The following is a 26,510-nucleotide window of genomic DNA, read 5'->3' as shown; positions in this document are numbered from 1 at the left end:
CCCTGACAGGAATAATAGTGAAAATTACAGGCTATTTACAATATTTTTTATTAATTTTGGCCCGTGGTAGATAAATCCTGAATAGATTTGGATCAATGATGCACCTGCGTCCATTTTTTCCCGGGCGGCAACGAGGGAATCTATTCCGCCGACACCGATGATCGGTAATTTTCCGTTCAGCTCTTTCGATAATAAACGGATAATTTCAGTGCTCTTACTCTGCACCGGGCGGCCACTTAATCCGCCGGTTTCATTGCAGTGATTTAATCCCTGTACTAATGAGCGGTCTAATGTGGTATTGGTGGCAATCACACCATCAATATTATGGCGAATCAGACTGTCAGCGACCTGAATTAATTCTTCCGTTGTTAAATCCGGGGCAATTTTCACCGCGACAGGGACATATTTTCCGTGTTTCTGATGCAGTTCCTGCTGCTTTATTTTTATTGCTGACAGCAGGTCATCCAGCATATCGCCGTATTGCAGTGTCCGTAATCCCGGGGTATTCGGTGAGGAAATATTAACAGCGATATATCCGGCATGGGTATACACTTTATCCATACAAATCAGATAGTCGTCTTTCCCCTGCTCAACCGGCGTATCTTTATTTTTGCCGATATTAATTCCCAGAATACCACCGAAACGAGCCTGTTTAATATTTTCAACCAGGTTATCCACCCCGAGATTATTAAATCCCATCCGGTTAATTAACCCTTCTGCCTCGACAATACGAAACAGACGTGGCTTATCATTTCCCGGCTGTGGTTTCGGGGTGACCGTACCGACCTCAACAAAACCAAAACCCATGGCGTCAAACGCGTCAATACATTCACCGTCTTTATCAAGACCGGCGGCTAATCCGAGCGGGTTTTTAAAAGAGAGTCCCATGCACTGAACGGGTTTGGTAGCGACATGCTGCTGAATAAGAAAACGGAAAGGAGAGCGGGAAAGACGTTTAAGCTGGTGAAAGGTGAATTCGTGGGCACGTTCCGGATCAAGGCGGAACAGAGCCTTCCTGACTAGCGGATAATACATCTTAAATACCTTTTGCTATAGATATGTGTTTTCGGCACAACACGCCGTACCGGGCAATTTCTCTGTAACAAAATAGGTCGTGAATCATAGCTGAAACAGCGGGAGCCTATCTCAGGCGGCTATAATAGGTGAAATGCGTCCGTTCTGCACGGCTTTTTTACGCAGTATATGACGCACACTTTTTGTGCGCCATATACTGTCAGATTACCAGCGACCGGATGCCCCGCCGCCCCCGCTGCGTCCGCCGCCGCCGGATGAGGATCGGCTGCTGCCGCCGCTGTAACCACTGCCGCCGCTGCGGAATCCGCCGCCGCCGCCGCGACCACCACGACCACCTCCGCCTCCGCCCCCGGATTTAACAATGCCGAGATAGTTGCCGATGCCCATAAACAGACCTAATCCGCCCCCGCACAGCAGTGCAAAAGCCGGGCTGCCGCCGTACGACAAACCAAAAATAAACCCGAAAAGCGTGCCGACAGCACCAAAGCCGATGGCCATACGCATTTTTTTTGTTTTCACCACTTTTCCGATCAGCCAGATAGCCCCGCCCAGGCAGAGCAGAAACAGGAAAACGACGGCGATAAACATCGTGAAAGTGAGGACGATAACCAGCCAGAACGGCAAAATTTTCAGGAACAGGAACTGACTCCAGCGCGGTAATTCCTCACAGAGAAAATCTTCCCCGAAATGGATACCGTTTCCGGCCGGGTTATTAAAGCCCCCGGCGTACCAGGTCAGATAAAGAATAATGGCGATCGGGATCGCGGCTTTCAGTTTAAAACGCTTCACCATGCCATACAGGAAAGCCACCCACAGATACGCACTCGCCGCCAGTACCACACCGAGGACAATATCGATCCAGCCAACGGGCTCTGCCTGTTTGGCGATAAAAAATGCCGGCGTGGTGACCGGCGGCAGCGGTTCATTACGGACTTTGGCAATAAGGGCATCAACGGTATCATTAATACCACCGGCATAATTCCCCATTTTAAAATTCGGAATGAAATAATCATTAAGGATACGGTTTGCCGCCGCATCACTGACCGCCCCTTCCAGCCCGTACCCGACCTCAATCCGCATCGCGCGGTCATCCACCGCCACCAGCAGCAAAATACCATCATCGATACTGATACGCCCCAGCCGCCATTTGTTAAAGACTTTTTCCGCATAACTTTCAATATCACGCGTTCCGGTCGTTTTCACGGTCAGTACCGCAATCTGTGCGCCGGTCCGGGCCCGCAATGTATTCAGTTTCTGCTCAATACTGCTGCGCTCAGCATCGGTCAGTAATCCGGCGGTATCAGTCACCGCCCCCTGCATACGGGGAAATGTCTCCGTCTGAGCAAATGCCGTCACAGCAAAAAACAGTAAAAACAGGGAAAACAACCCCTGTAACCAGCGACTGCACCGGTTTATTTCATTTCTCATCACGAAATCCTTTCTTTTATACACAGGTCGTCATTGGCCTGAGTTTACCGTATCCGGTAAAAAATAACGCCCTGTTACTGTGACAATATATTGCAGTACAAAAAAACACCTCCGGAGAGGTGTTTTGTCTGTATCAGCTTCAGTGAAGTCGCTGACAGCGGGCAAAAACGAAAAGTCGCTGTAAATACCTCCCTGTACGCTCAGGCGCGTCATCCATGACGCGCATGCTTTTCGTTTCTCTGCCCGCTATCGCTCCTTTATCCGCAAAAGCAATGATCAGTTCTCATCCAGTGCTTTGGTGATTTTCTCGAACAGATCACCGGAGAGATTGTCCAGCCCTTTCAGGCGCAGCAGCGCATCACGCATTTTGCTCTGACGGCTGTCGTCATACCGTTTCAGGCGGATCAGCGGCTCAATCAGACGTGACGCGACCTGCGGGTTACGGCTGTTCAGATCACAGAGGATCTCCGCCAGGAATTCATAGCCTTTACCGGACTTATCATGGAATGCTTTCGGGTTATTCATCACAAACGCGCCGACCAGTGAGCGCACCCGGTTCGGGTTCGCCATGGTGAAAGAGCGGTGGGCGAGCAGTGATTTCACATTATCCAGTACATCCGCATCCGGACGGGTGGCCTGAAGCATAAACCACTTGTCCATCACCAGACCATCCTGATGCCATTTGTTATCGTAATCAGCCAGCAGTTTATCGCGGCACGGCAGCGCAGCTTTCACCGCCGCCGTCAGCGCCGCCAGGGAATCGGTCATATTGTCGGCCTGTGCATACTGCTGCGACACACGCTTATCTGCCTGTGCTTTGTCCTCATCCAGCGCCAGATAGCCCAGACAGACATTGCGCAGATCGCGTTTTGCAATATCCGCATGATCGATTTGGTATGCCCCGGTTTTCATGCTGACATACACCGCATATAACTCATCTGCCAGTTCACGGGCAAATGTACCGGCAATAAAGGTCATTACCGCATTGATCGCATCCGGATCCACCACCGGGAACCATTCCGCAACTTCGGTTTCTGACGGCAGGGTCAGAATCTGAGCCGCCAGCGCCGGATCGATCTGCTCATCAAGCAGCACCGCACGGAAAGCATCGGTTACCCCTTCCGGTAACTGTAAATCTTCACCAGCCTGACAGCGGCGGATGTTTTCCTTTATATGTAATGCCAGCAGAGACTGCGCGGCATCCCAGCGGGCAAATTCATTGCGGGCGTGCTGCATCAGGAATGCCAGCTGTGCATCGGTATACGGATAATCCACTTTCACCGGCGCGGAAAATTCACGGAACAGTGACGGTACCGGCTTTTCACTGACATCATCAAAGGTGAAGGTCTGCTCATCACGGGTAATATTCAGTACGGAATGAACCGGCTCCCCTTCATGGCGCAGCGGGATCACATCACCGTTGCTGCCGTACAGTTCGATATCAAACGGAATGTGCAGCGGCTGTTTGTCCTGCTGATCCGGTGTCGGCGGGGTCATCTGAGTCACATGCAGCTGATACTGTTTTTTATCCGCATCATAACTGTCACGTACCGTCACCAGCGGTGTGCCGGACTGGCTGTACCAGCGGCGGAACAGAGTGAGATCGACATTCGATGCATCTTCCATCGCCTGCACAAAATCATCACAGGTCGCGGCGCTGCCGTCATGGCGGTGAACATAAAGCTGCATCCCCGCCTGAAACTGCTCTTCGCCGAGCAGCGTGTGGATCATGCGGATCACTTCTGAGCCCTTCTCATACACGGTCAGCGTATAGAAGTTATTCATTTCAATGACTTTGTCCGGACGGATCGGGTGCGCCATCGGACCGGCATCCTCGGCAAACTGCGCCGCGCGCATCACGCGGACATTATTAATACGGTTGACCGGGCGGGAGCCGAGGTCGGAGCTGAATTCCTGGTCACGGAAAACGGTCAGCCCTTCTTTCAGGCTGAGCTGGAACCAGTCACGGCAGGTGATGCGGTTACCGGTCCAGTTATGGAAATATTCATGACCGATAACGGATTCAATCCCGAGATAATCTTTGTCTGTCGCCGTTTCATTCTTCGCCAGCACATATTTGGAGTTAAAGACGTTCAGTCCTTTATTCTCCATCGCGCCCATATTGAAGAAATCGACAGCCACAATCATATAGATGTCGAGGTCATATTCGAAACCAAAGCGCTCTTCATCCCATTTCATGGCATTTTTCAGGGAGGTCATCGCCCAGCCGGCACGATCAAGGTTGCCTTTGTCGACAAACAGTTCCAGCGCCACATCACGACCGCTGCGGGTGGTGAAAGTATCACGCAGTACATCAAAATCACCGGCCACCAGCGCAAACAGGTAACTTGGTTTCGGGAACGGATCTTCCCATTTCACCCAGTGTTTATCCCCGGATTCCCCGGCATCAATCCGGTTACCGTTGGATAAAAGATACGGATAACGGGCTTTGTCCGCCGTGATCCGGGTGGTGTAACGCGCCAGCACATCCGGACGATCAAGGTAATACGTGATATGACGGAAGCCTTCCGCCTCACACTGTGTGCAGAGTGCATCACCGGACACATACAGCCCTTCAAGTGCGGTATTTTCCGCCGGGCTGATTTCATTAATAATTTGCAGGGTGAATTGTTCAGGCACATTTTGAATGTGCAGCGAACCGGATTCTTCACGGTAATCTGACCAGACTTTGCCATCAATGGTCAGTTGCTTCAGCGTCAGCCCCTCACCGGCAAGTACCAGCTCAGAGGCGTTGTCATTCAGGCGCTTCACCTGACTGACGGCAGTCACCACTGTCGTCTGCGGGTCGAGCGCAAAATCGAGATCAATATGGGTAATGGTATAGTCAGGAGCCCGATAGTCCTGACGATACTTCGCCTGCCGCTGTTGTGTCATGATTTTCTCTTCACTGTTTTATTAAATGATTACAATTACGCTGTTCTTAGGCTCTCATAATTCAGGCGCCGTGGTAAACGAAATTTTAGCAGTTTGTGATACGCCCTGATTTCCTGACGGTGCGGTGCCGCATCAGATATGAATAAAATGTTAACAAATAATGTGATTGCACGCTGAACATCACGCACAGGGAAAATAACGTGTTACTATACGCAGACAATAGTAAGCTATAACCTGTTTAGGTTGATTGCTCCGTGAGGATGCTGAAAGCGCCATGAATTCAGAAGCAACCCCGATTATCACATCACTGCTGGATACCGATGCGTATAAGCTGCATATGCAGCAGGCAGTGTTCCATCATTACCGCTCAATTCCGGTGGTCGCGGAATTCCGCTGCCGGAGCAGCAAACTGCTGGGGCAGTACGCAGATGAACTGCGCCGCCGGGTGGCAATGATGTCAGAGCTGTCAGTCAGTGATGACGAGTACAACTATCTGGCCCGCCTGCCGTTCTTTTCGGCGGACTATCTCGCCTGGTTCCGTCAGTTCCGGTTTGACCCGTCACAGGTGGATATCCGCTGTGACAGCAGCGGTCAGCTGACTATCCGTATCCGCGGTCCGTGGGTGGACGTTATCCTGTGGGAAGTGCCGCTGCTGGCGCTGATCAGTGAACTCGTTCACCGTCATGAATCACCGCAGGTCACGCCGGAAGATGCCGTTATCCGTCTGCGTGAGCTGGTGGCGCGTTTTTATCAGGATGCAGAGCAGGCCGGAATTGACCTCAGCCGCTTTAAACTGATGGATTTCGGCACCCGCCGCCGTTTCTCTTTTGATGTTCAGAAAGCCATTGTCACAGAACTGAAACAGCATTTCCCGTATCTGGTCGGCACCAGCAATTACCTGCTGGCGGAAGAACTCGATCTGGAGCCGGTCGGCACCCAGGCACATGAATGGTTCCAGGCACATCAGCAAATCAGCGCAGAACTGGCCAACAGCCAGCGCGCCGCTCTCCAGACCTGGCTTGATGAATATCCGGATCAGCTGGGTGTCGCCTTAACAGACTGCATCACCATGGATGCTTTCCTGCGCGATTTCGATGCCCCGTTTGCCCGCGCCTACCAGGGTCTGCGCCACGATTCCGGGGATCCGGTGGAATGGGGCGAAAAAGCGATTGCTCACTATGAAAAGCTGGGTATCGACCCGATGAGCAAAACCCTGGTCTTTTCAGACAACCTGGATTTCCGCAAAGCCCTCGCGCTTTATGCCCATTTCTGTGACCGGATAAACCTGGTGTTTGGTATCGGTACCCGCCTGACCTGCAATATCCCGGATGTTGAGCCGCTCAATATTGTTATCAAGCTGGTGGAATGCAACGGCAAACCGGTCGCCAAGCTCTCTGACAGCCCCGGCAAAACCATCTGTGAAGATGATGAATTTGTCGATAAACTGCGCCGCGCATTTGATATTCCCCACGTTCAGCGCGCCTGCTGATCCCGCCTTTTATACGCCATCCCCCGGAGAACAGAAAAAGACGGTTATTTTTTCTGTTTTTCGGGCGGTTAATCCCCAATTTCTGCTTGTTTCCTGAGAGTGAGCAAGTAACATAGTGAGATTGCCCGTTTGACGGCAACTGATGACTATTCTGTTACTCACATCTCAGAGGATGGCGGGTAACGCGTGTAACAGACCTATATATAAGAAGAGAGAGTTTCCACTATGAGCATAGCGCCTGTGGTCGATGTACTGCAAGGCCGTGTACCTGTTGACAGCGAAGTCACGGTACAGGGTTGGGTCCGTACAAGGAGAGATTCAAAAGCCGGGATCTCATTCCTCGCCGTCTACGACGGTTCCTGCTTTAATCCGGTACAGGCCGTCATCGAAAGTAATTTACCTAATTATAATGATGAAGTGCTTCATTTAACGGCGGGCTGTTCTGTCGAAGTCACCGGGAAAGTGGTTGCTTCCCCAGGTCAGGGACAAAGCTTTGAAATCCATGCCTCACAGGTTCGTGTGGTTGGTATGGTTGATGATCCGGATACCTACCCGATGGCGGCAAAACGTCACTCTGTTGAGTATCTGCGTGAAGTGGCACACCTGCGTCCGCGCACTAACCTGATTGGCGCAGTTGCCCGTGTCCGTCATACCTTATCCCAGGCATTACACCGTTTCTTTGATGAGCAGGGTTTCTTCTGGGTATCCACCCCGCTGATCACCACCTCTGATACCGAAGGTGCCGGTGAAATGTTCCGCGTCTCTACGCTGGATTTCCACAACCTGCCGCGTAACGACAAAGGCGAAGTGGATTTCAGCGAAGACTTTTTCGGCCGGGAAGCCTTCCTGACCGTCTCCGGTCAGCTGAACGGTGAAGCTTATGCCTCTGCGCTGAGCAAAATCTACACCTTCGGGCCGACATTCCGTGCGGAAAACTCCAACACCAGCCGTCACCTGGCGGAATTCTGGATGGTCGAGCCGGAAGTGGCGTTTGCCAACCTGGATGATGTTGCCGGTCTGGCTGAAGCCATGCTGAAATATGTCTTCAAAGCGGTTCTGGAAGAGCGCCGTGACGATCTCGAATTCTTTGCTGAGCGTATTAATAAAGAAGCCATCGAACGTCTGGAGCGTTTTGTCACTTCCGATTTCGCACAGGTTGATTACACCGATGCGATCAACATCCTGGAAAACTGCGGAAAAACCTTTGAAAACGAGGTGTACTGGGGCGTGGATATGTCCTCTGAGCACGAGCGTTACCTGGCGGAAGAACACTTCAAAGCTCCGGTTGTCGTTAAAAACTACCCGAAAGCCATCAAAGCCTTCTATATGCGTGAAAACGAAGATGGCAAAACCGTGGCAGCGATGGACGTGCTGGCACCGGGGATCGGTGAAATTATCGGGGGTTCCCAGCGTGAAGAGCGTCTGGACAAACTCGATGCCCGCTTTGATGAACTGGGTATGAATAAAGAAGATTACTGGTGGTACCGTGATCTGCGCCGCTACGGCACTGTACCGCATGCCGGTTTCGGTCTGGGTTTTGAACGTTTGGTCTCATATGTGACGGGTGTCTCAAATATCCGTGAAACCATCCCGTTCCCGCGTACCCCGCGCAGCGCCACATTCTGATTTTCATCAAAAATATTGAATGTAAAAAGCCGGCCTTCAGGTCGGCTTTTTTTATGTCTGGTGATCTTACTGTTCAAAAAGTTCCCAATTATTTACATTTTGAAATACTTTCTTGCCATTTGTTACTGATTCTTCGTTTTTGTAGCACTTTCAGGGTAGATAAAATATTTTACCAATGGAACACTGGTCGCCGACACAGACGACACTAAACTCTCATAAATAGTTCCAAATTTTTTTCAGAACTATTTCTGGCAGTGGCAGGTGTCCGAATAACACCAATGAGGGTAATAATAATGAAACGCAATATTCTTGCAGTGGTTATCCCGGCTCTGTTAGTTGCTGGTGCAGCAAACGCAGCTGAAATCTACAACAAAGACGGCAACAAAGTAGACCTGTACGGTAAAGTTGACGTTCGTCACATGTTCGCTAAGTCTGATGACAACGGCGACAAAGAAGATGGCGACGATTCACGCGTTCGTTTCGGCATCAAAGGTGAAACTCAGATCACTGACCAGCTGACCGGTTTCGGTCGTTTCGAGAACGAAATCAAAACCAACAACGTTGAAGGCGACAACGCTAATAAAGTACGTTTAGCCTACGCTGGTTTCAAATTCGCTGAATTCGGTTCAATCGACTACGGCCGTAACTACGGTGTGGTATATGACACTGCAGCATGGACCGACGTTCTGCCACTGTTCGGTGGCGACACCATGGCTCAGACCGATATCTACATGACTGGTCGTGCAGCTAACCTGCTGACCTATCGTAACACTGATATGTTCGGTTACGTTGATGGCCTGAACTTCGCTCTGCAGTATCAGGGTGCTAACGACGAAAACTCAATTTCTGGTCGTGAAGGCGTTAAAGCCAATGGCGACGGTTACGGTTTCTCTACCGCTTATGACCTGGGCTGGGGTGTGACTCTGGGTGCTGGTTACTCTAACTCTGCACGTACTATTGCTCAGCAGAATGGTCTGGGCGGTGCTGATGGTAAACGTGCTGAAGCATGGAACGTTGGTGCTAAATACGACGCTAACAACCTGTACCTGGCCGCTCTGTACGGTGAAACCCGTAACATGACTAAGTACGGTAAAAATGATTTAACTGGTGCTGATTTCATCGCTAACAAAACTCAGAACATTGAATTAGTTGCTCAGTACCAGTTCGACTTCGGTCTGCGTCCATCCATCGCTTACCTGCAGTCTAAAGGTAAAGACCTGAACAACGGTACTAAAGGCAGCGAAGACCTGGTTAAATACATCGACCTGGGTGCTTACTACTACTTCAACAAAAACATGTCTGCAGTCATTGATTATAAAATCAACCTGCTGGACAACGACGACTTCACCCGTGGTTCACACATCAACACCGGTGACGTTGTTGGTTTAGGTCTGACCTACCAGTTCTGATTTAGCGTTTACGCTGAATATGAATACAAAACCCACGGTATACCGTGGGTTTTTTGTTATCTGTATATCCTTATTCATTCAAACTACAGGTTCGTTGGCTGTACTCAGCCAGCCGGGTCACATACTAATGTATGCTCCCCATCTGTCTTCCTTTGCCGCCTTCCTGTAACTTGAATGACGTTGGATATATAACCCGTTTTGTGATGTATTTTCATACAAACCTCAACAGGACGTCACCCACTTCACAAGATCTTCGTCTTTTTTCTGTAAACAGTTGGCAAATGATTTACAGGGAGTTAACCTGATAACCTTGTGACTGTCCTCTTATCCGCATTATCAGATACTATTGGGATCAACAACTATGTTTGAGAATATTACTGCCGCGCCTGCCGACCCGATCTTAGGTCTGGCTGACAGTTTCCGTCAGGACCCCCGTGAAAACAAAATCAATTTAGGTATTGGTGTTTACAAAGATGAAACCGGTAAAACACCGGTACTGAGCTGCGTTAAAAAAGCGGAAAAGTATCTGCTGGATAATGAAACCACGAAAAACTACCTGCCAATCACTGGGATCCCTGAGTTCGGGACAGTGACTCAGGCACTGCTGTTCGGTGATAACAGCGATATCATCACCGCCAAACGTGCCCGTACCGCACAGGCACCGGGCGGCACCGGTGCGCTGCGTATCGCGGCTGATTTTATTGCTAAACAAACCAGCGCAAAACGTGTCTGGATCAGCAACCCGACCTGGCCTAACCATAACGGTATCTTTGCCGGTGCCGGTCTGGAAATCTGCACGTACAATTACTATGATGCCGAAAATCATGCCCTGGATTTCAATGGCATGCTGGCAAGCCTGGAAGCGGCACAAGCCGGTGATGTGATCCTGCTGCACGGCTGCTGCCATAACCCGACCGGTATTGACCCGACAGCTGAACAATGGGCACAGTTATCTGTTCTGGTAAAAGAAAAAGGTCTGCTGCCGGTCTTCGACTTCGCTTATCAGGGTTTTGCGGCCGGTCTGGATGAAGATGCTCAGGGGCTGCGTATTTTTGCAAAATCCCATCCTGAGATGCTGGTTGCCAGTTCTTATTCTAAAAACTTCGGCATGTACAACGAACGTGTCGGTGCCTGTACTCTGGTTGCCGCTGATCCGGACACTGCCGATCGCGCATTCAGCCAGATCAAGATCGTGATCCGTACTAACTACTCTAACCCGCCGTCACACGGTGGTGCGGTGGTAACGACAGTATTGTCTGATCCGGAACTGAAAGAAGAGTGGATTCAGGAACTGACCACCATGCGTGAGCGTATCAAGCGTATGCGCCAGCTCTTTGTGAACACCTTGCAGGAAAAAGGCGCGAAGCAGGACTTCAGCTTTATTATCCGCCAGAACGGTATGTTCTCTTTCAGTGGCCTGACCAAAGAACAGGTTGCGCGTCTGCGTGATGACTATGCGGTATATGCTGTCAGCTCCGGTCGTATTAACGTTGCCGGTCTGACCCTGGAAAATATGGTTCCGCTGTGTGAAGCCATTGTCGCGGTGCTGTAATGTCGTTTTAGCCATAAAAAATGCCTGACGGTGTCAGGCATTTTTATTTCTGCAGGAATATTGCTTACCAGACCGGCTGCTCATCCTGTAAGAACGGATTGGTGCGGCGCTCTTCCCCGAGTGTGGACATCGGACCATGGCCCGGGATAAAACGGTACTCATCCCCCAGCGGCAGCACTTTTTCTTTAATTGAACGGATCAGATCCTGATGATTACCGCGCGGGAAATCACTGCGGCCGACGCCCCCTCTGAACAGCACATCACCCATTGAAATCAGTTTGTCCTGCTTATCCACAAAAATAACATGACCCGGTGTATGGCCGGGGCAATGCAGCACATCCAGCTCAAGATTGCCGACGGTGACCTTGTCGCCCTCTTCCAGCCACTGATCCGGGGTAAATGCACGACACGGCTCCACACCAAACATCTGGCTCTGCTGAGTCAGTCCGTCAATCCAGAATGCATCTTCCTTTTGCGGGCCGACGATCGGCACATTAAAGTGCTCTGCCACGTCAGCGGTTGCGCCGACATGGTCAAAGTGACCGTGCGTCAGAAGGATTTTTTCCAGTTTCAGGCCGCGTTGTTCAATTTCACGGATAAGACGCGGTGCTTCACCGCCGGGATCGACAATGGCAGCGGCTTTTGTTTCATCACACCAGATCAGGGTGCAGTTCTGCATAAAGCCGGTGACAGGAATAATATGATATTGCATGACACAAAACTCCGGTTAAAGCGGGTAATAACAACAGATTACCACGTTCTGACCGGTCCTGTATCCATATGAACGAAATTACTGGACGGATAATAGCCCACACCACCCGCCCGCATTTTCAGAGCAGCTTTGCGCACCTGACTTAACTGGATGCCCGGAATACGGAAATCCATTGCCTGACCACGGGTGTGATAACTTTTCTTTGCCACACCGGAGGTGGTTCTGCGCAGTTCATTGTTGGTGACCAGTGAACGGTAACCGGATACCAGCTGGATTGGTTTATTGATGTTCATCATCACCTGTAACAGATACATCTGATCAAACAGGTGCGGGTCAATCGTTTTAACTTTATTACTGCGGTGGTCGCGGAACAGCTTGTTCAGGCGGGCCAGTTCAGAGCGGTTATAACGTTTACCGTCAAAAAATTCTGCTTTTAAAAATTCACCGGTATTGAGGTTTTCAAACCGCAAAATTTTCGGCCGGGGTGTGGTCAGGGACGCAAATGCGTGATTCGGTAATAAAGCCAACCCCAGCGCCGCCGCACCAAAACCCAGCCATTTACGGCGGTTATTATCAATTATATCCATTGACGGTAATCACTCTTTATCTGATTAAATATTACATGGCCGGACAGCGATAATAGTGTTCACCGTTCAGACCCGCAGCGGATCGGTTTTGTCTATTTCTGTAAATTTTTGTCAGGTTATTTCAATATTAACGTCAATATGAAGAAAACAGCAATAAACAAAACTGACCGTCTATTTTTTACCGATTCAATCCCCCGGAGTCAAATAAAAAAACACATTTTTACGCAGAAAGTAAACTCCGCCGACATTTTCGTGAACATCCGGTGTACAGCGGGTCCGATGCCGCATCCGCTGAGCTTTTGCCGCGCACTGCAATACGGCAAATTTAATCACTTTTAGTTAATTAACGGACTGACCGGATATAATATTGTGCCGTCCATTATTTTTATCCCGGCATGGTTTTCCGGTTAATTATATTTCAACAAAAAAAGCCGTTTATTCTTAATAAATAAACGGCTTCATACGATCAGCTTTTTATCAGGAAAGGCGTGATATCCGTTAATTTATCAATACCTTTCAGGCTGCTGTCATCGTAACGGTAAATATCCGCGCGATATTGCGGGATATTCTCCGCATTTACCCAGGCAGTCTGATAATAGAGATAAACCGGAATACGGTTCGGGATAGAGACATAACGGGTACTGCCCGCTTTCAGTGCTCCATCCACACGGGTTTCGTTCCAGCCCGCATCACCAAGGAGTATCGCCGCGAGATCTTTGGCTTTGTTCACCCGCACACAGCCGGAACTGATAGCCCGCATGTTTTTATTAAACAGGCTGTGGTTCGGGGTATCGTGCAGATAAATCGCCTCTGAGTTCGGCATATTGAATTTATAACGTCCCAGTGAGTTGGACGGGCCCGGTGCCTGGGTTATCCGGTACGGGAAGTTTGACGGCGTGATAACGCTCCAGTCAATGCTGTACGGATCAACCACAGAGGCGTTGTTACTCCAGCCGTTATAGATGGTGTAACCACGACTGCTGAAGTAACTTGGATCAGCCCTGCCGCGCGGCACAACATCCTGACGGCTCATGGTCGGCGGAACCGTCCACGGCGGATTAATCACCACATTATTCAGGGCGCTGGACATAATCGGTGTTTTACGCTCAGCGCGGCCGACAATGGTTCTGGATTCCAGGATCAGATTATTATCCACATAGAAATACAGGGAAAAATCCGGAATATTAACCAGAATAGCGGTCGGCTCATTGTCCGGCGTAATACGCAGGCGCTGAATATTCACCGCCATAATGGCAGCCCGCATCTGTGGTGTCTTATTCAGCCACTCACGGGTCTGTTTGCCGATGATACCATCGGCTTCCAGGCCATGCTGCAGCTGAAACTGTTTAACCGCCGCCACCAGCGTTTTATCGTAAGCGGCACCGGCGCTCATCATGTCATTGGCAGAGATCAGATTAAAGCGGTGCAGGATCTCACGCAGTGCCCCGACGGATTCATGACTTTCCCCCGGACGTAATGTGCGGTTAATCACCATTTCCGGCCACGGCGCGGTATCCGCCAGCTCTGTCAGCATCGCTTTGCGCATCGGCTGATACATCTTATTCGCCGGTAACAGTGCGTCTGTAAATGCCGCCAGTGTGCCGTTATGTACCGCTGTATTCAGCCGTACCAGTGACAGGGCACTGACCGCCGCAAACGTGAACGGACGGGCACCGTACAGCCATTTATCGCCTTTGCTGCTCACGTTATCGAGGTAATAGAGATAACCCAGTGCCGCATCCGTTAAAATCATATCCCGTGCCAGCGGAGACAGATCCGGTTGTGCCAGAGCATTCAGCCAGGCCGAAAACTGCGGCTGGAATCCGGCAAGTGCGGCTTCCGCCAGCTGATTTTCCAGAGACAGGCGGGCTTTTTCATCGGTCCACAGCGGTTTCAGCTGATGTTCCGCATAAATGTTTGTCAGTGTATCAGTATACAGTAATGGGGTTGCCGCCGGGACTTCACGGCGGATACGGTCAGCGACATCGTTCAGGGGCAGTGCAGTCACACCGGGCACCGGCTCTGCGGGCTGCGTTTCTGTATTTTCAGGTGATTGTGAAAATGTTTTCAGATTTTCCACTTTGGCATCTGCTTCGGTCAGATGCGTTACCGGTGCTGTTGAGGCCCACGAAACAGGCGTCAGTAACAGTGTTCCTATCATGGCGGAAATGGGAACAACTTTTTTAACTCCCGTCACCATAACATCCCTCTCTTATTTTTTATTATGTCTGTTCCGGCCAATTGTTAATGCTTATGGTCAGTATAGTAAATACTTCGTTTAAATGACTTCCCTGCTGATTTTACCTGCCAGAGAATAATTGAAAATAGGATAACAAAAATATTGCAGAAAAAAGGCGTAAATACATCTTTTTAAGATGAATACACCGCATTAATTGCGAAAATACCGGTATTTCCTGTTATGAAATACATCTCATTCTCTGCGTTTTATCCGGATAAACAACCCGTTGCCGGTAATACAGACAAAAAACTCCGCTATGCCGCGGAGTTTTTATATGATTGACAGATTATCATTAATATTCGGAATTAATCACCACTTCCTCACCGAACTGACCGGCTTTCGGCAGCGGCTGATACGAGGAGTTCGAGGCGCGTAATACGCGGATACCCCGGATATTCAGTTCGCGTGCAGCCGCAATATCAGCATCCGCATCACCGTAATAAATTTTCAGTTTGTGATCACGCATCCAGCTGACTTTATTATTCTGCCCTTCCTCATCACCGGCAAAAATAACCGGGTTCATTTTATCCGCCGGAATACGCAGCCCTTCCTGTACATAGTGAGTGACCGTTTCTGTTTTGGTTTTGCTGCGCCCGGTGATGAAATAAACGGTATCACCACGTTTCAGGTGCATCTGAACCAGTTCCGCACCGGATTTCTTCGGCATACTGAATTTATCCCACTCATTATTCATTTTTTCCCAGAATTCCGGGTTTTTCAGATAACTGTAGTCGTCCGGGGAGTATTCCAGTTTACCGCGGTAAAAGCCCGGGCTTGAGAATAAGACGGTGTCGTCAATATCAAAGCCTACTGCCATCGGGGGCTGCCCTTTCAGGCTCTTTTCAATCTGCTTAACCGAAACCCAGTGAATGGCATGCTGTTCTGCCAGCTGAGCAGCGGTCACGCCGTCACTGACTTTTTCCGGCATGTACACGTTGGCATCAGCCACACTGTTGAGGCTCAGCGCGAGTGCCAGTGCACTCAGGGCAAGGGTCAGTTTACGCATTGTATATCCTTAATTTTCTGTGTCGATCACGCGGAGTGAAAATCTAACCATTCCGGTTTCATATTAACGTTATTCAGATCACACTGTGAGGAATCCCGCCGCGTTATACCGGCTGACTTCCGCCTGATTGTTCTGAATTCAGAACATTGTTTATCAATATTCGCACTACTCAGCTTTTCGCTTATGGATTAATTTTAATCCGCACAACAGCGCGTTTCTGAGAAACCTGCTGTTTAAACAAAAATCACCATCAAATTATCATAAGTGAGGGTCTTAAAATGAGTAATCCGGCAAACTTTAATGGTCAGCGTCCTGTTATTAATCCTGATGATGCACTGATGTTGTTAATCGATCATCAGAGCGGACTGTTCCAGACTGTCGGCGATATGCCGATGACGGAATTACGCGCCAGAGCCGCTGTGCTGGCAAAAATGGCAACGCTCGCCAATATTCCGGTGATCACCACCGCGTCTGTGCCGCAGGGCCCGAATGGCCCGCTGATCCCGGAGATTCACCAAAATGCACCGCATGCTCAGTATATTGCCCGTAAAGGTGAAATTAATGCCTGGGATAACCCGGAATTTGTGGCTGCGGTGAAAGCGTCCGGTAAGAAGCAGTTGATCATTGCCGGTACCATTACCAGCGTCTGTATGGCATTCCCGGCGATCAGCGCCGTGGCCGACGGCTATCAGGTATTTGCGGTGATTGATGCTTCCGGCACCTATACCAAAATGGCACAGGAAATTACGCTGGCACGCGTTGTCCAGGCGGGTGTTGTACCGATGGATACCGCCGCGGTCGCCTCTGAGCTGCAAAAAACCTGGAACCGCGCCGATGCGGCGGAATGGGCGCAGGCTTACACGCAGATTTTCCCGGCCTATCAGTTACTGATTGAGAGCTATACCAAAGCGCAGGACGTTGTGAATAACAGCGAGATTTTAGATTCACAGCGCTGATACAAAAGGGCTTGCTGCAAATAATGAATGAACCCTGATTAAAAAATTCGCTGCTTCATTATCAGCAGCGAGCCCTAATCAGTCAATGACCGTATTGTGACATAAAGCGCCAGGCAACTACGATACTAACGCCCATCCGGGCTTTAATATGCCGGACACTCCCAGCATATCAGTTTAAGGAGAGTTTTTATTATGTCATTTCACATTGGAAACAGATTTTTTTCTGCTGAAATCAGCAACAGCCAGATCAACGCAATAGCCCGCTCTGATACCCTGCCGGAGGTAAGCCTGTGGGAAAAAATTAAGGCGTTTTTCTGCTTAACGAACAAACCTGAAGCGCTGACGCTCATCCGGCAGATTTGTCATCCGCCGGACGGAACAACGTGGGATACGGTGACCGAAAAATTTGAACGACTCAAAACGCTCGCGTATGACGGATTTAAGGAAAGAATTCAGGTCGGCCGGGACGGGGAAAATCACGCCTGTATTCTGGACGAAAACGGTGATAAGATGCTGTCAGTCACCTTTGATAAGGAGACCGGGAAGTGTACCGTGAAGTGTCAGGAGTACCATAAAACTCACCATCTCACCACCACAGCAGCACACCGGACTACACAGGATTATGAAGCGATTTGGTCTGCGTGGGAAAATGCCGCACCGGCAGGAGAGGTTCCCGGCCGGGCTGCTGCGGTACAGAGGATGCGTGACTGCCTGAAAACTAACCATACATTCCTCAATCTGTGCCACCTTAAACTCACCTCCTTACCCGACTATCTGCCGCCGAGTATGACCGCATTTTCCGCGCCCCGCGGTGCATTGACATATTTGCCAGCAATGCTGCCGGCAGGGCTGCAGAGGCTGTACTGCGAGGGTAACCAGCTGACCGTTCTGCCGGCGTTGCCGGCAGGGCTGAAGGAGCTGCACTGCGAGGGTAACCAGCTGACCGTTCTGCCGGCGTTGCCGGCAGGGCTGCAGGAGCTGCGCTGCGATAGTAACCAGCTGACCAGCCTGCCGGTACTGCCCCGGGAGCTGCAATATCTGTTTGGCTCAAACAACAGGCTGACCAGCCTGCCGGCGCTGCCGGCAGAGCTGCAGCGCTTGTATGTCGTAAATAACCAGCTGACCACTCTGTCTGGTATCGCCGGCCTGGCCTGGGTTACACATATATCTGTATCCGGTAATCCTCTTTCAGCGCACACGCGCCGGTACCTGGAGACTTTAGCCCGTGATCGGGCCTATTCCGGAAGACTCCCGGCGGATGAACCAGTACCTGCGGACAGATGGTAGTCCTTCAGACAGGAAGATAATGCTGACGCCTTCAGTACCTTCCCGGACAGGCTGAAGGAGACGGAGAACTTCAGAAAAGACCCCGGTTTTAAAGCTCAGATAGCCTCCTGGCTGACGCAACTGGCTGAAGATGATGCACTGAGAGAAAAAACCTTTGCCATGGCAACCGAGGCAACATCAAGCTGTAAGGACCGGGGCACACTTGCGCTGAACCGGATGAAGAACGCGGGGCGGATCTACGATGCAGGCAAAGGAAAATACGATAACAATCTCTCTGAACTGGTATCCGCAGGGCGTGAAATATTCCGGCTGGAGAAGCTGGAACTGATTGCCTACAATAAGGTCCGTACACTGCGTGAAGTTGATGAAACAGAAGTTTATCTGAGTTACCAGAATAAACTGAAAGAACAGCTTGAACTGAGCAGTGTAACAGCAGAAATGCAGTACTTTAATCTTTCACATATTACAGAGTCAGACCTGCGGGACGCCGGAATCCGGGTGAAAATTGCCGAAAACCTCCGGTTCAGAGAGTGGATACTGCAGTGGGCACCGTTACACAGCGTGCTGAAGCGTACAAACCCGGAACACTGGGAAAAATGCTGTGAAAAGAAAAGATCAGATTATAGTGACACATTCCGGATGCTGTCTGACACGGCGCTGAAACCGAATGGACTGGCTGGTGATATCGATGCTGAGCGGGCTGCCGGAGTAAGAGCCCTGGAGAGTGCAGAGCGGGCATTCCTGAATAGACTCCGCCCTCTGGTGAACAATATGCCGGGCAACTATCCGGGGAATAAATGGTTTTTATAACCCGCTGACCTGCCTGCATATCGCTGACCCCGGTATAACTGACAACCCCCCATATAAAAACAGATGAGCGCACTGCTGCGCTCATCTGCTTCAGCGAAAAAACGGGAGAGAGAAATCAATCCTGCTCTTCTTCCCCGTCATTCTCCTCTTCCGCCACCGGCTCAGGCAGTGCCTCCGGTGCCGGTGTTGGTTCCGGCTGGCCGAAGCCGCGCAGTCCCACCACATGCACATGTTCCTGATTGTTGAAGACTTTACGCACCAGTTTATAGGTTGTGCCTTTCTCCGGACTGATATTTTCCGGGGCTGCGATAATCAGCTGCATCTGTAAGCGATCGCACAGCTCAAACAGGGTGGCGATAGATTTCGCATCCAGACGCGCGGCTTCATCCAGGAACAGCAGACGGCACGGTGAAATATCTTTGCTGCGCAGACGGCGGGATTCTTCTTCCCAGCTCTGCACCACCATCACCAGAATGGACATCCCGGTACCGATCGCCTCACCGGTGGATAACGCGCCGCTCTCGGCTTTCAGCCAGCCGTCAGAACCACGGTTGACTTCCACTTCCAGCTCAAGATAGTTACGGTAATCCAGCAGTTCCTCACCGATGGTCTGCGGCAGACGCTGCCCCATATCCACCTGCGGGTTCAGGCGCTGATAGAGTTTCGCCATCGCTTCGGAGAAGGTCAGACGCTGACTCGCAAACAGATCCTGATGCTGCTCGTGCTCTTCGGAGAGCACATCCAGCAGTATCGCGTGGCTTTCACGGATATTCACATTCAGGCGCACCCCTTTGACCTGACCAAATGCCACGGCCTGCAAGCCCTGGTTAAGCATGCGGATACGGTTCTGTTCGCGCTGAATCGTTTTGCGGATGATATTCGCCACACTTTTCGAGCTGATCGCCAGTTTCTGTTCACGGGCAGTCAGTTCATCGGTCAGACGTGCCAGCTCGATTTCCATCTGTTCGATGGCGTCGATCGGGTCATCGGTTTTGATAATATCCTGGCGGATACGTTCGCGCAGGTGGCGGTACACTTCGATAAAGAACTGTACTTTGCGTTCCGGACGCTTCGGATCTTCGGACAGACGCAGTGCATCACGCAGATGTTCGTTATCCGCCACCGCCTGACGCAGCGCCCCGAGGGCTTTATCCGACATGGAACGCAGTGTGTCCGCATCTTCATAAGCCAGTTCACGGCGGTGAAGGCGGCGCTCAACACCACTCTCTTTCACCATCCGCATCACCGCACACCAGCCCGCTTTGGCGGTCACGACCTGCCCGCGGATCTGCTGGTAATCGCGTTCCGCTTTACGCAGACGTTTTTGCAGGTTATCCATTTCCGATTCCCCGATCCCCAGCTGTTTCTCCAGCTGATTGATACGGGCGCGGTTATGGCTGACCTGGTTGTACAGTTCATCACGGCGCACACGGGCACGCTCTTCCGCATTGGCATCCGCCTGAACACCAATCTCGCTCATTTCGCGCTCAAGTTCGCGCAGCATGTCCGATTTGGTTTCATACGAGCTGCGCAGTGAGGCCAGAACCTGATTGAATTCCGCACATTTGGTCTGCTGCTGACGCAGCATCTCACGTGTACGGCTACGATCCGATTCCGCATGCTCCAGACGCTGACGCAGTTTGTCATTAAGATCGGCATTTTCTGTCAGCATGCCGGCGGATCCGCCATAATTAAAGTGCTGACGGCGCTGTGCGACTTCTTCCAGAGCAAACGTCTGCTGACGGGCCTGCTGCTGCACCTGTTTCGCGTTTTCGTAATCGCGGATCAGGGCTTCGTGCTGCTCCGGATCACTCTGGAGAACAGTAACCATCGGCTCCAGTTTGCGCAGCGCCGTGCCGTATTGCTGGATATGACGGGCAGACTCTTGTGCATCGGTCAGCGCGTCACGGATCTCATCCGCGCGATCTGCCAGGGTTTCATCAAGCAGCAGGGCAGTATTCGGGATCAGGCGGTTAAGGATGCTCAGGTTTTCTTTGATCTGCGCGTACTGCTGACGGGCAACAGCGGTCTGATCCTCAAACTGTGCCAGCTCGCGCTCCAGCTCATTACGGCGCTGATTCAGTGTGCGGATTTCCGCTTCCGGGTCAGCCTCAAAGGCCACCGAGATATTTTTACCGACAAAACGGCTGAATGCCTGATGGGCACGCTGCATTTTCTGGACATCGAAAGAGAGTGTCGCCAGGCGTTCTGCCAGCTCATCCCGTTCATGTTCCAGCACCGCCAGCTGATTTTCCCGCGCCGCGCGACCGAACAACGGCACTGACGGGAAGCGGGAGTAACGCCACTGGCGATCAGTGCTGCGCACCAGCACCGCTCGCTCCAGTTCTTCGGTGGTGAAGACGCTGTCATCAAAGGATTGCGGATCCCCTTCAATCAGATAGAGGTCTTCCGGACAATCATCGAGGGCATCCAGCATCGGACGAACGGCGCTGAGATCCGGCACCACAATCGCATGACGTGCCGGGCCGTATAAGGCGGAGAAATACGGTGCGTCATCAATCGTAATGTCGTCATAGATTTCCGACAGTAATATACCGCCGAAACGCTCTGCCAGCCCCAGCATACGGCTGTCTTCCGCACCACTCGGCTGACTGAGCCGTTCAATGTCTTTTTCCAGCTGTGCTTTTTTCAGCGCGATTTCATCACGCTCAACAGTCACTTCGCGCTCACGCTCCAGCAACTGCTGCATGTATTCCGTGACATCATTGGCGCTGGTGAACGTCTCATGAGACTGCTCACACAGTTGTGTCAGGGCCTCCTGTGCCGCCAGCCACGCCGGGGCTTTGACGGTCAGGGACTGGATCTGCTGTTTCAGCTGTTCAGTCTGCTGACGCATTTCCATACGGCGTTCGCCGCTTTCGCTGACACTGACACTCAGGCTTTCCTGCTGCGCCTCAAGGGTCATCAGCATCTCATCCAGCCCGTCCGCCTCAATCTGCTGCCCGATGCGTTTGCAGAAATCATCCAGCGATTTCTGTGCATTGTGCTGACTGTGCAGACGCTGTTCCAGTTCGGATAACTGCTGGCGCAGCGGCTGAACACGATCAGCCATCATCTGTTGTGACGGCAGATCGCGCAGCAATTCACGGGCGGTCTGGTAAGCGTCGCTGCGGCTGACTTCACCCACCACCGATTTCACCAGTTCGTACGCCTGAGAGAACTGGCTGTGTGCGGCCTGTGCCACACTCATTTTCTGCTCAAGCCCTAACAGGGATTCAGTTGCCTGCTCTTCACGGGCACGGAAGGTTTCCAGCCATTCATCCAGTGAATCAATATCCAGCTGCGGCAGCTGACACACGGCTTTGGCGCGTTCCAGCGCCTGTAACGCCTGCTGATACTGAATGGCGCGGGTCTGCTGAACGTCCAGTGCCTGCTGGTAATCAGCCAGCTGGCTTTTCAGCTCATCCACTTCCTCTTCCGCAACATGGTTGCGTTCTTCATATTCCGCCAGTTGTTCTGCGGCTTCTTCCGCCACTTCCGTCTGTTCTTCCAGGCGGAATGTCAGCTCTTCGACATCAGCCTGATAGCGGTCAATTTTTTCCTGCTGACGCATCGCTGTCTGTACCAGCGTCAGGTGATCACTGGCTGCCTGGTAATCGGTTTCCAGATCAGCCGATGACGCTGTCTGCTCTGCCAGTTCGCGGGACATTTCCACCTGACGGAACTGTTCGCTGATCAGCTGCTTACGGCTGCCGAGCAGTTCCCGGCGCACAGAGAGTGCCTGGTCGATATGCACACGACGCTCATTGGCGTGACGCATATAATCCGCAGAAACGTATGCGGTGGATTCCGTGATCAGGTGTTTGAACAGGTCGCGGTCAGACTGGGTAACGCGGATAGCTTCCAGTGTGATCCGGTTTTCACGCAGTGCCCCTTCCATGTCCTGGAAGGCTTTGCGCACCCCGCTGTTTTCCGGCAGTAAATAGTCACGCAGGGAACGGGTGATAGCGCTGGAGATACCACCGTAAAGTGACGCTTCGATCAGGCGGTAGAATTTGCTGCGGTCGCCCGCAGAACGCAGACGTTTCGGGATAACACCCAGTTCGAACAGCACCGAATGGTAATCGGTAATCGAGTTAAACTGTTTGAAATGCACACCTTCGATATCATCCAGGCGGGCTTTCAGGTCATTCAGCGGCAAAACCCGCACCTGGCGTTCACTCAGCTGTTCACTGACAATTTGTGTCGGGGAGTACTGTGTCGGTAAGCCCTGAATCATAAAGGATTTGATATCGACTTTTTTATCACGTCCGGCAATCTGCTGAAGACGCACCCCCACCAGCACGCGCTGATGGCGGGAGTTCACCACATCCAGCATGGCGTAGCACACGCCGGGACGCAGTTTACCGTGCAGACCTTTATCACGGGAACCGGATGTTGCCCCGGCTTCGGTGGTGTTACGGAAGTGCAGCAGGGTTAAATCCGGGATCATGGCGGTAATAAACGCCGCCATGGTGGTGGATTTACCGGCACCGTTACCGCCGGACAAGGTGGTGACCAGCTCATCCAGATCAAAGGTGCGCGCAAAAAAGCCGTTCCAGTTGACTAACGTGAGCGAGCGGAATTTACCACGTTCAATCATTCTTCATCCTCCGCTTCATCCGTCGCGTTGTCATGTTCAGATTCTTCATTATCATCGTCCTGATCCTCAGGGCGCGGGTGTTTTTCTTCTTCCGCAAGAGACTGAGCCTCACCGTCACGGATAAGACGCAGCTGCGCTTCGCGCGGATCATCCCCGCTGCGGACATCTGCACCAAAGCGGAAAACAGATTCGGCAATCACAAACTGGCTGTTATCCGCCGCAACAAATGTGATCATCCCCAGGCGGCGCAGGCGGTTCAGCGCACCACGGGTTTTTTCCAGTAATTTCTGTTTGTCCAGGTCAGAGCCGGTGGAGCGGTTATTCACCACTTTCAGCAATTTGGCTTCATCCGCCAGTGACAGCAGCTCTTCATAGAGTTCCGCCGTGGAGAAAATGCCCTGGTTGGCGAGACGCTCCGGGCTGAGGTACAGATAGCACAGCACCTTGCCGACCAGCATTTCCAGTTCGGATAACACCGAGCGCGGGATCAGCGTGGTGGAACGCGGGCGCAGATAGAAGAACCCTTCCGGGGCACGGACCAGTTCCACGTTATAACGGGCGTAAAAGCCTTCCAGTTCATCCTGGAAATCCATCAGAAAGGCATGATTATCCAGATCATCCACGCCGATATGGCGGCCTGAACGCAACTGGCTGTCAAGTTCCGGAAAAAGGTTGTTGGCAAGTGCCTGAGCCAGCTTTGCTGACATAAAGTGTTCAATATGTGTCGATGACATGTGCCTGCACCTTCGCTCCGTATTCATTAATTGCTGACCATTCCGCCGGGATGCCTGAGAAATCAGCATCAGCCACCCCGAGGCGGACAGCCTGATCCACGATAATCCGTGCCACATCGAACTGGCGGCTGCGCGGATATTTCGCGAGGTAATCGCGCAGAACCGCGCCCAGATCCAGCGGCTTTGCCTGTGCTTTATACACAGCCAGCGCAGTTTCCATCATAGCGGCAAGCTCTTCGTTGACCTCGCTGAATTCTTCATATTCCAGATCCGGCGGTAATTCCCCGGTCACTTCGTCATCACGCAGTGCCATCTCTTCATCACGCATATCCAGCAGGCGATCCGCATTGGCGACATTAAGCGCCCACGGCGAGTCAAAATAGTGCTGAACAGAATGGCGCAGACGCTGCGAGAAAATACGGTTTTTATCCATATCGATAGCGGTACGGATAAATTTATGGACATGGCGGTCATAACCAATCCATAAATCAATAGACTGCTGGCCCCAGCTGATAATACGGTCGAGTTTGGCCTGCAAATCAAAAATCAGTTTATCCACCAATTCGGAGCCGGTCGTTGCGCTCATGTTGGCATCCTGGATGCGCAGCAGGTTCGCCTGTAATTTGTCACCGGCGGCTTCGAGCGTATCCTGCAATTCCCGCAGTGTGAGAGACGTTTCGGATAACAACTGCTCACAGTTGGCAATGGCGGCCTGCCAGTCCTGATTCAGCAGTTTGGCGATATCGTCTTTTACCCCGTTTTGCTGCTCGTCCATAATGCGCTGCGACATATCAATACTGTCGAAAATCTCCGCCACGGAATATTTCAGCGGGGCAAACACATGACGGTGCCAGTGAAATTCATCCCCGCCCTCTTCGGCGGCATCTGCCGCGCGGCTCAGTTCACCGGCCACAATCGAGAGCTGCATGGATAAACGCAGTGAGGAAAATTCACGCTGGCGGATATAATAATCACTGATGCCGATCCCGAGCGGGGTCAGCCGGTAAATCGCATTACCCTCAAAGATATCACTGGTAAAGCGGTTAAATATTTTCTGGCGCACCATATCATTGATGGCATTATTCGCGCGGACCGCGACAGATTCCGTTGTCTGTTCAAAGCCTTTGCAGACTTCGCGGAAGGCATCCACCAGTTCCCCCTCGCTCATTTCACCGTCGATGCGCTCACTGTTAAGCACGGCGACAGACAGTAAAAAAGCCAGCCGTTCCGGCGGCAGCGCGATGGAGAAATCATTCTTTCGCGCCCATGCCACGAGTTCCGGGACTGTTTGGGTAAACTCACTCATTGTCCATCCTTCTGATCGGTTTTCGTGCCATAACGTGAATATAGCGGCCTAAGCTGATATAAGGCTCCTGACGGCAATAGCGTTGCTCCAGTGCCAGCAGCGCCGGAAAATCACGGTTTTGTAACTGGCGGCTCTGCAGATAATCATGGAAAACCCGCACGCCGGTTTTTGCCTCAATCGTCAGACGACAATCATCCAGCCACTGATAAACCTGTTCCGGCATAAGGGGATTCTGCGGCGATAACGAACGCTTGCGGCGGCGCTGAATTTCCGGGGTTGCCAGATGAAAATTGCCTAATATCGCATTGCGCATCACAAGGCCGTTCGCATTGTAGAACATTAACGACAATGCACCACCGCCCGCTATTATAGCGGTCAGTGCTTCAATTGCACCTTTTTGATCTGTGATCCACTCCAAAACGGCATGAAATAATACCAGATCAAACGCCCCCTCAGTGTGAAGTGCGATATCCTGTGCCGCACAATGAATAAAGGACATATTTTCTGCCACGCCGTCATCCTGCGCGGCCTGCTGTGCACGGGCAATCATCTCTTCTGACAGGTCGCACAATACCACCTGATGCCCCAGCGCAGCCAGGCTGCGGGAGAAGAAACCGTCACCGCCGCCCGCATCCAGAATACGCAGCGGACCCGGTTTCAGCCGGGTCAGTAAGGCGTCCAGATCCTGCCAGACCACCGCTTCGCGGATTTGCCCTTTTGTTGTGCCATAGATATTGCGGGTGAATTTCTCCGCGATATCGTCAAAATTACGATCAACCATGAAAACCTGTGTTCAGTTCCGGGGGATATTTCGGGTCAGCCTGCGGCGGTTTCCC

At 51.5% G+C, this 26,510-nt stretch carries 16 protein-coding genes and 1 pseudogene; 6 read left to right on the top strand and 11 right to left on the bottom strand.

Annotated elements, in window-relative coordinates; all coding sequences use genetic code 11:
- Window positions 1-24: 24 nt before the first annotated feature.
- From pyrD to pepN, 3 genes are all read right to left on the bottom strand, one after another.
- Window positions 25-1,035 (bottom strand): quinone-dependent dihydroorotate dehydrogenase, encoded by a 1,011-nt coding sequence (gene pyrD, locus N7387_RS08275; RefSeq protein ID WP_279798157.1) that lies wholly within the window; start codon window positions 1,033-1,035, stop codon window positions 25-27.
- 204 nt (window positions 1,036-1,239) lie between these two features.
- Window positions 1,240-2,463, bottom strand: a complete 1,224-nt coding sequence (locus tag N7387_RS08270) for a TPM domain-containing protein (protein ID WP_279798156.1) — start codon at window positions 2,461-2,463, stop codon at window positions 1,240-1,242.
- Between the two features lie 276 nt (window positions 2,464-2,739).
- Window positions 2,740-5,358 (bottom strand): aminopeptidase N, encoded by a 2,619-nt coding sequence (gene pepN, locus N7387_RS08265; RefSeq protein WP_279798155.1) that lies wholly within the window; start codon window positions 5,356-5,358, stop codon window positions 2,740-2,742.
- A 274-nt stretch (window positions 5,359-5,632) separates the two neighbouring features.
- Between pepN and pncB the strand changes: the two genes are divergently transcribed.
- The 4 genes from pncB (at window position 5,633) to N7387_RS08245 (ending at window position 11,434) form a co-directional block, all read left to right on the top strand.
- The gene (gene pncB, locus N7387_RS08260; protein ID WP_279798154.1) at window positions 5,633-6,847 is read left to right on the top strand and encodes a nicotinate phosphoribosyltransferase; all 1,215 of its coding nucleotides are present in this window, start codon (window positions 5,633-5,635) and stop codon (window positions 6,845-6,847) included.
- A 225-nt stretch (window positions 6,848-7,072) separates the two neighbouring features.
- A complete protein-coding gene (gene asnS / locus N7387_RS08255) occupies window positions 7,073-8,473 on the top strand; it encodes an asparagine--tRNA ligase (RefSeq protein ID WP_262864344.1) in 1,401 nt (466 codons plus the stop codon).
- Between the two features lie 293 nt (window positions 8,474-8,766).
- Complete coding sequence (locus tag N7387_RS08250) at window positions 8,767-9,882, top strand: porin (RefSeq protein WP_279798152.1); 1,116 nt, start codon at window positions 8,767-8,769, stop codon at window positions 9,880-9,882.
- 361 nt (window positions 9,883-10,243) lie between these two features.
- On the top strand, window positions 10,244-11,434 hold the full coding sequence (locus N7387_RS08245) for an amino acid aminotransferase (RefSeq protein WP_274369291.1): 1,191 nt from the start codon (window positions 10,244-10,246) through the stop codon (window positions 11,432-11,434).
- Between the two features lie 64 nt (window positions 11,435-11,498).
- On the opposite strand, the gene N7387_RS08240 is transcribed toward N7387_RS08245, so the two are convergent.
- The 4 genes from N7387_RS08240 to aphA form a co-directional block, all read right to left on the bottom strand.
- Entirely contained in the window at window positions 11,499-12,146 is a 648-nt protein-coding gene (locus N7387_RS08240; protein ID WP_262883328.1) for an MBL fold metallo-hydrolase, read from the bottom strand.
- 38 nt (window positions 12,147-12,184) lie between these two features.
- Complete coding sequence (locus N7387_RS08235) at window positions 12,185-12,733, bottom strand: YcbK family protein (protein WP_025155178.1); 549 nt, start codon at window positions 12,731-12,733, stop codon at window positions 12,185-12,187.
- Window positions 12,734-13,199: 466 nt separating this feature from the next.
- Complete coding sequence (gene ldtD, locus N7387_RS08230; RefSeq protein ID WP_279798150.1) at window positions 13,200-14,933, bottom strand: L,D-transpeptidase; 1,734 nt, start codon at window positions 14,931-14,933, stop codon at window positions 13,200-13,202.
- A 331-nt stretch (window positions 14,934-15,264) separates the two neighbouring features.
- Complete coding sequence (aphA, locus tag N7387_RS08225; RefSeq protein ID WP_279798148.1) at window positions 15,265-15,978, bottom strand: acid phosphatase AphA; 714 nt, start codon at window positions 15,976-15,978, stop codon at window positions 15,265-15,267.
- Window positions 15,979-16,256: 278 nt separating this feature from the next.
- Here aphA and N7387_RS08220 point away from each other — a divergent pair, with 278 nt between their 5' ends.
- Both N7387_RS08220 and N7387_RS08215 read left to right on the top strand, forming a co-directional pair.
- Entirely contained in the window at window positions 16,257-16,934 is a 678-nt protein-coding gene (locus N7387_RS08220) for a hydrolase (protein ID WP_143970642.1), read from the top strand.
- Window positions 16,935-17,126: 192 nt separating this feature from the next.
- Window positions 17,127-19,031 (top strand): annotated as a pseudogene (locus tag N7387_RS08215) (NEL-type E3 ubiquitin ligase domain-containing protein).
- A gap of 115 nt (window positions 19,032-19,146) precedes the next feature.
- On the opposite strand, the gene mukB reads toward N7387_RS08215, so the two are convergent.
- From mukB to cmoM, 4 genes are read right to left on the bottom strand one after another with little or no spacing between them, the layout of a single operon-like run.
- On the bottom strand, window positions 19,147-23,634 hold the full coding sequence (gene mukB, locus N7387_RS08210; protein ID WP_262883747.1) for a chromosome partition protein MukB: 4,488 nt from the start codon (window positions 23,632-23,634) through the stop codon (window positions 19,147-19,149).
- The gene (gene mukE, locus N7387_RS08205) at window positions 23,631-24,368 is read right to left on the bottom strand and encodes a chromosome partition protein MukE (RefSeq protein ID WP_262862730.1); all 738 of its coding nucleotides are present in this window, start codon (window positions 24,366-24,368) and stop codon (window positions 23,631-23,633) included. Before mukE ends, mukB begins: the two co-directional genes overlap by 4 nt.
- On the bottom strand, window positions 24,349-25,674 hold the full coding sequence (mukF, locus tag N7387_RS08200; protein WP_262860081.1) for a chromosome partition protein MukF: 1,326 nt from the start codon (window positions 25,672-25,674) through the stop codon (window positions 24,349-24,351). The genes mukE and mukF overlap by 20 nt, the downstream gene beginning before the upstream one ends.
- Window positions 25,667-26,455 (bottom strand): tRNA uridine 5-oxyacetic acid(34) methyltransferase CmoM, encoded by a 789-nt coding sequence (gene cmoM / locus N7387_RS08195; protein ID WP_279798145.1) that lies wholly within the window; start codon window positions 26,453-26,455, stop codon window positions 25,667-25,669. The genes mukF and cmoM overlap by 8 nt, the downstream gene beginning before the upstream one ends.
- Window positions 26,456-26,510: the final 55 nt, after the last annotated feature.

Source organism: Morganella sp. GD04133 (assembly GCF_029835375.1).
GTDB lineage: Bacteria > Pseudomonadota > Gammaproteobacteria > Enterobacterales > Enterobacteriaceae > Morganella > Morganella morganii_B.
Note: the sequence above shows the minus strand (reverse complement) of the source record. Positions and strands in the feature narration are given on the sequence as shown.

Coding starts and splice junctions, on each gene's coding strand:
- pyrD (WP_279798157.1), bottom strand. CDS start 1,035: ATGTATTATCCGCTAGTCAGGAAGGCTCTGTTCCGCCTTGATCCGGAA.
- N7387_RS08270 (WP_279798156.1), bottom strand. CDS start 2,463: ATGAGAAATGAAATAAACCGGTGCAGTCGCTGGTTACAGGGGTTGTTT.
- pepN (WP_279798155.1), bottom strand. CDS start 5,358: ATGACACAACAGCGGCAGGCGAAGTATCGTCAGGACTATCGGGCTCCT.
- pncB (WP_279798154.1), top strand. CDS start 5,633: ATGAATTCAGAAGCAACCCCGATTATCACATCACTGCTGGATACCGAT.
- asnS (WP_262864344.1), top strand. CDS start 7,073: ATGAGCATAGCGCCTGTGGTCGATGTACTGCAAGGCCGTGTACCTGTT.
- N7387_RS08250 (WP_279798152.1), top strand. CDS start 8,767: ATGAAACGCAATATTCTTGCAGTGGTTATCCCGGCTCTGTTAGTTGCT.
- N7387_RS08245 (WP_274369291.1), top strand. CDS start 10,244: ATGTTTGAGAATATTACTGCCGCGCCTGCCGACCCGATCTTAGGTCTG.
- N7387_RS08240 (WP_262883328.1), bottom strand. CDS start 12,146: ATGCAATATCATATTATTCCTGTCACCGGCTTTATGCAGAACTGCACC.
- N7387_RS08235 (WP_025155178.1), bottom strand. CDS start 12,733: ATGGATATAATTGATAATAACCGCCGTAAATGGCTGGGTTTTGGTGCG.
- ldtD (WP_279798150.1), bottom strand. CDS start 14,933: ATGGTGACGGGAGTTAAAAAAGTTGTTCCCATTTCCGCCATGATAGGA.
- aphA (WP_279798148.1), bottom strand. CDS start 15,978: ATGCGTAAACTGACCCTTGCCCTGAGTGCACTGGCACTCGCGCTGAGC.
- N7387_RS08220 (WP_143970642.1), top strand. CDS start 16,257: ATGAGTAATCCGGCAAACTTTAATGGTCAGCGTCCTGTTATTAATCCT.
- mukB (WP_262883747.1), bottom strand. CDS start 23,634: ATGATTGAACGTGGTAAATTCCGCTCGCTCACGTTAGTCAACTGGAAC.
- mukE (WP_262862730.1), bottom strand. CDS start 24,368: ATGTCATCGACACATATTGAACACTTTATGTCAGCAAAGCTGGCTCAG.
- mukF (WP_262860081.1), bottom strand. CDS start 25,674: ATGAGTGAGTTTACCCAAACAGTCCCGGAACTCGTGGCATGGGCGCGA.
- cmoM (WP_279798145.1), bottom strand. CDS start 26,455: ATGGTTGATCGTAATTTTGACGATATCGCGGAGAAATTCACCCGCAAT.